Below are 9777 nucleotides of genomic sequence, written 5' to 3'. Positions count from 1 at the left end.
TATCGCACAATATCCCTTACCAGAAATATTGTCCAATAACATAACTGCCCGATGGACAGCATCGGGAATGGAAACGGAATTTCTCTTTCAGTGAAATTTTAACAAGCTCTGGGAGGCTGCCAGACGGAAGAATGGTAATTAAAGGAATAACCAATAGTGCTATAAATCAGGGGCTGTTTCTTTTCGATAAAAAATACCTTGGGAGCAATTATAGAAATTGGTGCCGGGGCTACATAGTTGGCAGCCGCAACAGTCGTGTGGATAGGTGTCTTAAATGGCAACTTCATATCTCTGTCATAATCATCATCGTGCGGCGAGCCGTGCATATAGTGCATATCCAGAAAAGCTAAAAAAGTCATATCCTTGTCCAACATCTTATGCTCGTGGTAATGCTGAAAAACCACTGGCAATTTGAGCAATTCAACTGCCTCCGTTGTAGAGAACAGGTAAATTGTCAGGAAAAATATGGATATAAGATTTTTCACTTTACAAAAGTACAAAAAAAAGAAAAATGAACAATAAAATGCTGTAATTTAGATTGTTTCAAGATAACAGGGCTTTTCCTGTCCGTTAGTTTTCACTCCTTTATGTTGCGAAGTATTTTATAGTCAATGTAAAAAGTTCCGAACGGAATAAAGCACGCTACAAGCACTTTCCAAGTCGTTTCTTTGAATTTCCACTTTTGTTCAATCCCTACACGTAGTGCATTGAAAATAAAAAGTAAAAATAGTGCGCCGTGTATAGGGCCGATATTTTTAACCCAATAGGCGTTGTCCAAAACATATTTTAGCGGTACGGCTATAAAAACCAAAACGAGTAATGAAATGCCCTCTAAAAAAGCGAAAAGACGTAAACGTCCGATAGTTGTTGTGAAGTATTGTTTCATAGTTAAAAGGTTCTGAAATTGGGTCTGCTTGACAGTGGTGAAAATGACCAGGGAACGGCAATAAAAATGATAACTAAGACTATGGAAAACCAAATTAGCATTGTCCTGAATTTTTCCCTGTCGGTTGATTTCCGTTTTGCCAATGCAGAGCCGATTGTTAATACAACAATGGCAGTCATCATCAATGTGATGTGTATCAAACCGTAAAATGTCAAGTCCTGATTTTGCAGTGCGGTTGTAGTGTTCGTCCAAAAATATTTTACAATCGGGCTTTGCGTGTAGAGTATCATTCCAATCATTAATTGGATATGCGCAACTGTTGCTGTCCAATGCCGAAAGAAATTATCGGTTTTTGAAAACAGTTTGTTTTGGATGTAACCATTAAACGCACGGTAAATTGAATATACTAAAAAGGCTAAAACAAGCCAGCGTGTTAATGAATGCAGGACTAATAATATTGAGTACATTTTTATGTTGTAACTGTTTTTTGCTTTCTGATTAAATTCCAGACTGAAGGCGCTCCCAGCATAAACCAGACGGCAAGTATTGGGTCGCATACTGCACAACCTGCCGATGAAGACGGGTCAAGATAAATAATAGGATTGCCATAGAAATGATGTACAACATCCCAACCCGCATGTAACAGCCATCCAACGCCGATGAAATAATAGCGCTTCAATCCTTTGAATGCTACTGCCAACAGAATTGCGCCAAAAACAAACTCCCATGCTCCCAAACCGCCTCTCCAGTACATACCTGCGGCTCCTGCTAAGATTATTGCATTTATCTTCTGCCTGTTTGGTTCTTTTACTAATGACATAATTGCAATAAAGGAAAATGCAACAAGTACCGCAGCCGATGCGTTAACGAGCGTAAACTCCGGGACAATGTGATTGTGTGTGTCCATATTTTTAAGATTATTTGTTTAAAATAAAATACTAATTGGTATGTTTTTGGGCAAAAAAAATCTCTGCTCAACTGCATTAATTCTGTGCTGCCGGACGAATAACAATATCACCTACCTCTACATCCTTTGGCTGACTTATGGCATAAATTACTGCGTTGGCAACGGCTACGGGATTTATGGCAATTTGTTCCATCCCTTTCTGAATGGCTGTTTTCATGTCTTCATTTTTCATGTTACTTGCAAAATCTGTTTTTACAAATCCGGGCGAAATGCCTGTAATTCGTATGCTTCCGTCTGTTTCTTGCCGAAATGCCTCTGTAATAGTGCGAACAGCATTTTTTGTTCCTGCATATACGCCCTGCATTGGCACAATCTTTATTCCTGAAGTAGAAATGATATTGACGATATGTCCCGATTGTTGTTTCTTAAAAACTGGAATGGCAGCCGCCATTCCATATAATACACCTTTGAGGTTAATGTCAATCATTTCTTCCCAGCCGTCAATATCAAGTTCATCTATACGGCTTAATTGACTAACACCTGCATTGTTTACAATAACGTCCAATTTTCCGTATTGCTCAATGGCTACATTTACCAACTGAATTAAGTCAGTTTTATTTCTTACATCCGTTTTTGTAAACACAGCCTCACCGCCGTTATTTTTAATTTCTTCAACAAGCTGTCTTAGTTGTTCTGTTCTTCTTGCACCCAAAACAACCTTTACGCCATTCTTAGCTAATTCTACTGCTATGGCTTTTCCTATACCACTGCTTGCACCTGTAATGGCTACTACTTTTTCTTTAATTTCCATTTTATGCGTTTGGTTGTAAAAAAGTCAGCGTATAACCGTTAGGGTCTTTGACAAGCAAAGTTTTTCCAAAAGGTGTATTGTTGATTGTTCCTAAAATGGCAACTCCTTTTTCGGTTAGGTCTTTTTGCAAATCTTCAATAGTACCGTCAATAGCAAACCAAAGTGAAGTACCAACTCCTAATTCCTTGTCGTCAATATTTCCAATTGGTTTCCTGATAGCAAAACTTGCCTCTCCTTTATTGTACCTGAATACAACGGCTTCAGGATTGCTCACTGAAATTTCAAAACCCAACTTGTCCTGATAAAAGGCTTTGGAAGTCTCTAAATCCCTTACCTGAAGGGATGCGAATGCTAATGTTCTCATTGTATAAAATTTAATTGTTGTTCGTATTTTATATTGCTACGGCAAAGGTAAGAAAAAAACATACCGATTAGTATGTTTAAGATGAAAAAACTATTCCAATGTGCTTAGATAGTTTTTAAGTTCCTTTAAATAAGATAAATAAACTTTTTTGCTGTTCTCTAATTTCCCGAAATTTCGTATTCCCCAATAGCCCGATAGTACAAAGATTGTTACTCGTTTTGCATTTACGTCTTTGCGGATAAACCCGTTTTTCTTTCCCTTTTCAATGGTTGCTGTCATTGCTTTTGTCCATTGTTCGGTAAGTTCATTCAATGCTTTATTGAAGTCGGCGTTCCAGGGTGTCATTTCCTGTGCGAAGTTGGATGCAGGACAGCCGTATTCCACTTTCAAAAACTTGTTTTCCATTAAAAGGTTGTGCATTAAATTATAAATAGCATCTAACGGATTTTGTTCGCTTTGCAACGGTTGAATGAAACTGTTTGTGAGTGTTGGTTTCAGAATTTCGTTGATAATGGCAAGCCCCATTTCGTCTTTGTTTTTGAAATGGTAGTAAAATGCACCTTTTGTTACCTGCGTTGTGGCAATAATATCGTCAATGCTTGTTACCTGATAGCCTTTAATGTAAATCAGTTCAAATGCTTTTTGTAAGATTGCCAGCCGTGTTGCTTCTGCTTTTTTCATAAAAGATACTGCTTAGTATTTTTTACAAAGGAACGAAAAAATAACAATTCCTGTATTTGTATTAGAATTGTCATTGCCATAAGAAAATTATTTTGTTACAGTTCCCTTGTACCAATTTCCGTTCCAACAGAATTGAAAGGCGGATAAAACCATTTCTGTAATCGGGTTTTGTGTTTTTGAAGAATAAAGAGAAAATAAAAAAACCTTTCAAAATGGCAATTCAGCACTTTTTGAGTGTGGATTTTTCCTGCATTTGCCAAGTCAAAAGCGGATAATGTTTTTTCTTTTGAGCCGTTGGAAGGACAGACGGAACAGGGCATCAATGCGATTACCCCTGTTGCAACAAATGTTGCAAATCGGGGTCGTTTTTAATACGCTCCAGTTCGCTTTCAACAATCTGCGTACTGTGCAGCTTCACCAGTTTGTAATTGGCTTCTATTTCCTGCTTCATATTATCCATTCCGTTTTCATCGGTGAAAGATAGTATCTGCGGTATCTTTTGATAGGCTTTGGTTTCTGCGGCTACCTTATCATTATCCACTACAATTTCAGCGTGGAAAATCTTTTGCTCGATGCGTTCATCGAAATTATCTGATACCGCACCCACAAACATACCCTGCGTGAGCGTTGAAATTTTGGAAGCAGGTATGAGGCTGTCCATTTGTGTAGATATGGACGTTGATTTATCATTGCGGTTAATGGTCATGCTCTGCCGTTTCTGCAATACCTTACCAAAACGTTCACTTAGGCTTTTAGCGGTTTCGCCCACTACCTGACCGGAGAAAATATTACCGACTGTATTTTGAATAACCTTGCTTTCCTTATCGCCGTAATCACGGGTTAACTGGCTAAAATCCTGGAAGCCTAAGCAAACTGCTACCTTGTTGCTTCTGGCAGTTGCGATAAGTGTGTCCAGTCCCCGGAAATAAATCGTGGGCAGCTCGTCTATGATAACGGAACTCTTTAGCTGCCCTTTTTTATTAATCAGTTTTACAATCCTCGAATTGTACAATCCTAATGCTGCCGAATAAATATTTTGCCTGTCAGGGTTACTGCCTACGCAAAGCACTTTAGGCTCTTTGGGGTTGTTGATGTCCAATGAAAAATCGTTACCTGTCATCACCCAATACAATTGCGGGCTAATCATTCTTGACAAAGGAATTTTTGCCGATGCAATCTGCCCCTGCAACTGGTCTTGCGCTCCGCCCTGCCACGCATCCATAAAGGGCGATAAATAATTTTCCAGTTCGGGGTATGAAGTGAGTATAGTAAAAACGTCTGCGTATTTTTTATTCAGCAGTTCAATAGCGTGCGGGAACGTACAGTATTTACCATTGTCGTAAATTTTCAGAAACCATATAATAGCAGCTAATAAAATAATTGGGCTATCCACAAAAAAATCCCCTTGCTTCAAAATCCAGCTTTTGTTAAGGTTTAGCATGATGGTATAAGCCGCTTCATAAGCATCCGATATGTCCGTCATGAAATCAGGGTTGAGCGGGTTGCATCGGTGGCTCCGGCGTGGGTCGTCAAAGTTTATCACGTAGAACTTCGGCTTAACCTTATACTTATCGGCGTGCTTCAGTAAATGGTTATAGGCAATCGTGGAAAGGTCATCAAACTTGAAATCGAAAATGTACATGGCAAATCCTTTCGAGATATGTTGCTTGATGTAGTTGTTCACGATTGCATAAGATTTTCCGCTTCCCGGAGTACCCAACACAATCGAGGCTCGAAAAGGATTTACTACATTAACCCACCCGTTGTTCCATTTTCCTTTGTAATAAAACTTGGTGGGAAGATTGACGGAATATTCATTTTCCATCAATTTGGTTTCCTGCTGGAAGCTCTCGTTCTCATTATTGAAAACATCTTCCATCAGGTTGTTGCGGAGCAATCGGCTCATCCATACCCCTGCCATGAGCAGGGCTATATATCCCACGCCCGTTGTAAGTATGTACAACGATGTGGCTATGCCCGCCGATAATTTCAGCAATGGCGTATTCAGGAAGAACAGTACAAAGCCGATGGCTAAGGCAGCGTAAATCTTACGCCATGTTATCTTTTCGTTTTTTACGCCTTTTGTACCCAAACAGCTTAAAACCAGTAATACCAGCGCAAAAATTTTGGTGTAAAGCGTATGGGAAAACAGCCCTGCGGTACGATTGAAATTGGTAAGTATCTTACTGACAACATCCAAAGTCCACCCACGTTCGGCAAAGAAGCCGTAGCAGAACCAATAAAAGTGCATCAGCACCAAAAGGATACTTACAGCACGCATAAAAGCCATTATTTTGGCAAGCCCTCTTAAATCGTCTTCTCCTTGCATACTTCAAAAAATTGATGTGATGCAAGTGTAGAAGCTATGAATGTCGGCTTACCAAAAGCGTAGGTAAATGGCTTTTTGTGGCGTTGTTTGGCTTGGGTGTGGTTCTGTTATGCAACGACGAAAATTTATCGCTGTCTTCCTGGTCTTTTGCGTGTTCTCTTTTTCTTCATCCGGTTGGCAAAAGCCTGTTCCTCGTAATCCTCGCCCTGCGCCTCCGGTAGCAACCCGCCCAATCCGTTTATCAGTCCAACATCATCAGTAGCATAATCAGGTTGCTCTTTATGCAGGAAATCAAATAGCTCGTGCGTTTCTTCCTTTTCATCAGCCATGCCTTTGCCTGTGTTAGTGGGCAATACGGTACGGTCGGCATCATTGCGCTGCTCAACTGCCTGTCCTTTCCACAAATCATTAAATACATTGGCAGCAAGATTTTTATCTAAGGCTGAACCGTTCCAAACGGTACGGCTTTCATGGTCTATAAAAGTGATGCCGTATATACGCCCCTCATCAGTGCGGCGTACAACGGTATTGATGCCCTGCTCAACCAGTTGCTTTTTAAAATCCGCTTCACCAGTGGTAATGTGCATGGTTGCTTCAACCGTATTTTTGAGAATGGCTCTTGTGGGGTCTTTTTTCATTTGCTCCTTAGCCTGTACAAAGTGCTTTTGCAATTCCTCCAGCCCTGCGTGTTTGCCAAAGCGGGATGCCTTAAAAGGGTTGCTGGCTTTTTCTCCCTGCGCATTCAAAGCAAAATATACCAGCCCGTTTTTGGGCTGCCCGTGTAGTTCCCCTTTCACTTCTTCAGCAGTAATATTAAAAAGCGACAATAAAGCATTGTACGCTCCGAAGCTGGCATATTGGTAATGCTTAGGCAGGTATCTTACAACTGATGCAATCTGGCTTTTAATATCCCCGGCTCTGTAATCCACCGGGCGAAATACCCGCTCATTCCCGGTGCGCTGCTTTTCGGTGGCGGGTATCAGGTTGTACTTTTGTTCCAACGCCCTGCAAGCATCCATTGAGCGCAGCTTCTCAAACGCATCAGGTATTTTTACACCGTAACGGTCAACGTTGGTAGATACAATATGAATATGGGTGCGCTCAATATCGGTATGCTTAAAGACGATATACGGCTGTTCGCCGTAGCCCATGCGCTCCATATAGTCTTTGGCAATCTGCCTAAAGTTTTCATCCGTTACCTTATCGCCGGGGTCGGGATTGAGCGATATATGCAATACGGGCTTTTCCGTTCTTTTATTTGCTATAAGGTAAGGTTCAAAAGAACGGTATAACTGCGCTACCGTATAACTGCCGTCCGGTGTTTCTATAATCTTTTGGGTGTCCAAAACCTGCCCGTTTTCCTTATCCACTTTAAGCTGGTTGTAAGAAAGTGCGCCTGTCATGTTAGCCCCATGCCCAATTTTAGCTATCATTTTCCACCGCTTTTGCCCAGGTGTTTGGCTTCAAACTCCTTTGTCAATTCCACAATATCACGGCATAATTTCGCCAACGCTGCCGTTTGTTTTTCCAGCTTAAAGAGATAGGCGGCGGCTTTCTTTTCCGAAAAATTGCGGTATAATATTTTTACAACCTGATTATAGTTTACACCAACTGCCCTGAACTGACCGAAAAGAGCAGTTAGCCGGGTGTAATAATCCATTGCAGCCATATCCACTTTTACGCTTTTAATCGGCTTGCTAAACAATAAGGAGGTAACAAACTGTGCTTTGTTATCCGCTCCCGATACTTCAAAAAGCGAAAGGAATTTGGCGTTTTCCTCGTCTGTAAGACGGAAAACGTAACGGTGGATGCTTGGGTTTGCTTTAGGGTTGCGCCCACCTTTGTGCTGTTTCTTTTTCTGCTGTTCACTCATCACCAATCCATTTTAATTCAACAAAACCCCGACTTCGGAGGGTGTTTTTAAAGCCCCCTGCAAGGGCAAGTTGTTTTGAGGCACGGAATGCGTTCCGAGTGCCTCAAAACACAACTTGCTCTGTTCGGGTGAACAGAAAATCCCGCTTGGGCGGGATTAGATATAGCAGAAAAAAACGGCTTAAAGCCGTTCCACCTGTTGCCTGTATCATGTAATGATTTTTCCATTCACCTTTTTATATGGGAGCCGTTACAAAATAAGCGCAGCTTTCCCAAAGCATTGCAGTGTAGCACACTGCCAAAGACTGCCACAGAACGCCAAAACAGGACAGCATCAGGAAAGCAGGTATCTATCTGCATTCCTTTGTACTGGCATCCCGCATTAACTGAATAAGTATGTACAAACGTGGCTGCATAGCTACGCATATATGCAGGCAGTTAAGCAGGTAAGTAATGATGTATAGGATTAGGCAGGCGTGTATAAAATGATATGAGCAGCCTTGTATGTAAACAGATAAAAATGTACGACTGCATTTTCACGCATACAGCTATATACAGTTACAGTCATCAAACAGGATGTATGCTTTTATAGGAATGCCTGCATACAAAAGCCTGTATATAAAAATGTGCAGATGCGCTTTTGCATCACTGCACATACTTAGGTAAACAGCTATAAGGGTACAGCGATATATAAATACATGAACAATTAAAAGCAGCTATGCAGATGGACACAAAGAAACAACCATTGTTTATTGCCTTTTCCTCCCAAAAGGGAGGTGTAGGTAAAAGCACCTTTACCACGCTTGTTGCCAGTCTTCTTCATTATCGGCTCGGATATAATGTTGCGGTCTTCGACTGCGATTTTCCGCAACACAGCTTAATGCAGATGAGGGCAAGGGATAAGAGCAGCATCATGGGCAATGAGGTGTACAAGAGAATGGCTCATAAGCAATTTACGAGCATCAACAAAAAAGCCTACCCGGTTATGCAGCACCGGGCAGACGGTGTGCTGGATGCGGTGGGGCAATTCCTGCAATCTTCTCCCGTTGCGGTGGACGTGGTTTTCTTCGACCTGCCAGGAACGGTTAATTCCGCAGGGATATTGAAAACGCTGGCGGGTATGCACCACATCTTTACGCCCATTATTGCAGACCGTGTGGTTATGGAAAGCACGTTGATTTTTACGCAGGTATTGAACGATGTTATCCGCAGGCACGGGGTAACGGCTATCCAAAGCATTAACCTGTTCTGGAACCAGGTGGATGGCAGGGAGAAATCGGGGCTGTACGGCATCTATGAAGATTTAATCAGCAGCCTGGGCATTCACCTGATGCGCACCAGCATTACAGATAGCAAGCGTTTCCGCAAAGAGGGGGAAGCCGATGCCAAAACCGTTTTCCGTTCCACCTTGCTACCTGCCGATGAGCGGCTGATGAAAGCCTGCCGGCTGGACTTGTTTATGGAAGAATTTTTAAGAACCGTGAAATTGTAAAGCTGTATGGAAAACGAACAAAAAAAGAAAAGCAAGCCGGAGGAAATAGACGAAGAATTTTTGATGAATATTATTGCCGATGGCGTGAAAAAGGACGGCTTGAATGTACCGCCTGAACCGCCCCAAAAACCGGAGCCGGAAAAGGAACCGGAAAAACCAGTAAGCAGGGAACGGAGCCGTTCTAAAAAAGTGAATGAAGCGGATTATGAAAAGCTGTTTTTCAAAAGAGCGGAAACCAACGCCCGTAACGGGAAATCGGTGTACATACGCCCCGATTTTCACGAACGGCTATCCCGCATTGTGCAGGTCATTGGCGAAGACAAGATTACGATATATGCCTATCTCGATAACCTGCTGGAATACCACTTTCAGGAATTTGGCGAAGACATCACCAAAAGTTTCAATGAAAAGTATAAACCCATTTTATAAGCATCG

Annotated in this window: 12 protein-coding genes; 3 read left to right on the top strand and 9 right to left on the bottom strand. The window is 41.7% G+C overall.

Going from position 1 to position 9777, the window contains the following annotated elements; translation table 11 throughout:
• Positions 1–98: 98 nt before the first annotated feature.
• Positions 99–485: a hypothetical protein gene (locus K7B07_RS24305; protein ID WP_223713145.1), complete on the bottom strand. Its 387-nt coding sequence runs from the start codon at positions 483–485 to the stop codon at positions 99–101.
• Between the two features lie 92 nt (positions 486–577).
• Entirely contained in the window at positions 578–886 is a 309-nt protein-coding gene (locus K7B07_RS24300) for a DUF3817 domain-containing protein (protein WP_223713144.1), read from the bottom strand.
• 81 nt (positions 887–967) lie between these two features.
• Here K7B07_RS24300 and K7B07_RS27725 point away from each other — a divergent pair, with 81 nt between their 5' ends.
• Positions 968–1093, top strand: coding sequence for a hypothetical protein (locus tag K7B07_RS27725; protein WP_262903592.1), 126 nt, complete (start codon positions 968–970; stop codon positions 1091–1093).
• Between the two features lie 262 nt (positions 1094–1355).
• On the opposite strand, the gene K7B07_RS24295 is transcribed toward K7B07_RS27725, so the two are convergent.
• The 7 genes from K7B07_RS24295 to mobA form a co-directional block, all read right to left on the bottom strand.
• A complete protein-coding gene (locus tag K7B07_RS24295) occupies positions 1356–1793 on the bottom strand; it encodes a DUF6010 family protein (protein ID WP_223713143.1) in 438 nt (145 codons plus the stop codon).
• Positions 1794–1869: 76 nt separating this feature from the next.
• Positions 1870–2604 carry an SDR family oxidoreductase gene (locus K7B07_RS24290; RefSeq protein WP_223713142.1) on the bottom strand — a complete coding sequence of 245 codons (735 nt, stop codon included), beginning with the start codon at positions 2602–2604 and terminating at the stop codon, positions 1870–1872.
• A 1-nt stretch (position 2605) separates the two neighbouring features.
• Positions 2606–2968: a VOC family protein gene (locus K7B07_RS24285; RefSeq protein WP_223713141.1), complete on the bottom strand. Its 363-nt coding sequence runs from the start codon at positions 2966–2968 to the stop codon at positions 2606–2608.
• A gap of 90 nt (positions 2969–3058) precedes the next feature.
• Positions 3059–3649 carry a TetR/AcrR family transcriptional regulator gene (locus K7B07_RS24280; RefSeq protein WP_223713140.1) on the bottom strand — a complete coding sequence of 197 codons (591 nt, stop codon included), beginning with the start codon at positions 3647–3649 and terminating at the stop codon, positions 3059–3061.
• Positions 3650–3977: 328 nt separating this feature from the next.
• Positions 3978–5978 carry a conjugal transfer protein MobC gene (mobC, locus tag K7B07_RS24275; RefSeq protein ID WP_223713139.1) on the bottom strand — a complete coding sequence of 667 codons (2001 nt, stop codon included), beginning with the start codon at positions 5976–5978 and terminating at the stop codon, positions 3978–3980.
• Between the two features lie 125 nt (positions 5979–6103).
• A complete protein-coding gene (gene mobB / locus K7B07_RS24270) occupies positions 6104–7411 on the bottom strand; it encodes a conjugal transfer protein MobB (protein ID WP_223713138.1) in 1308 nt (435 codons plus the stop codon).
• Complete coding sequence (gene mobA, locus K7B07_RS24265) at positions 7408–7851, bottom strand: conjugal transfer protein MobA (RefSeq protein ID WP_223713137.1); 444 nt, start codon at positions 7849–7851, stop codon at positions 7408–7410. Before mobA ends, mobB begins: the two co-directional genes overlap by 4 nt.
• A 723-nt stretch (positions 7852–8574) precedes the next feature.
• Between mobA and K7B07_RS24260 the strand changes: the two genes are divergently transcribed.
• A complete protein-coding gene (locus K7B07_RS24260) occupies positions 8575–9342 on the top strand; it encodes a ParA family protein (RefSeq protein ID WP_223713136.1) in 768 nt (255 codons plus the stop codon).
• 6 nt (positions 9343–9348) lie between these two features.
• Positions 9349–9771 carry a DUF3408 domain-containing protein gene (locus K7B07_RS24255; RefSeq protein WP_223713135.1) on the top strand — a complete coding sequence of 141 codons (423 nt, stop codon included), beginning with the start codon at positions 9349–9351 and terminating at the stop codon, positions 9769–9771.
• Positions 9772–9777 lie beyond the last annotated feature (6 nt).

Origin of the sequence: Niabella beijingensis, assembly GCF_020034665.1 — a bacterium.
GTDB lineage: Bacteria > Bacteroidota > Bacteroidia > Chitinophagales > Chitinophagaceae > Niabella > Niabella beijingensis.
This window is presented reverse-complemented; position numbering and strand designations above follow the sequence as displayed.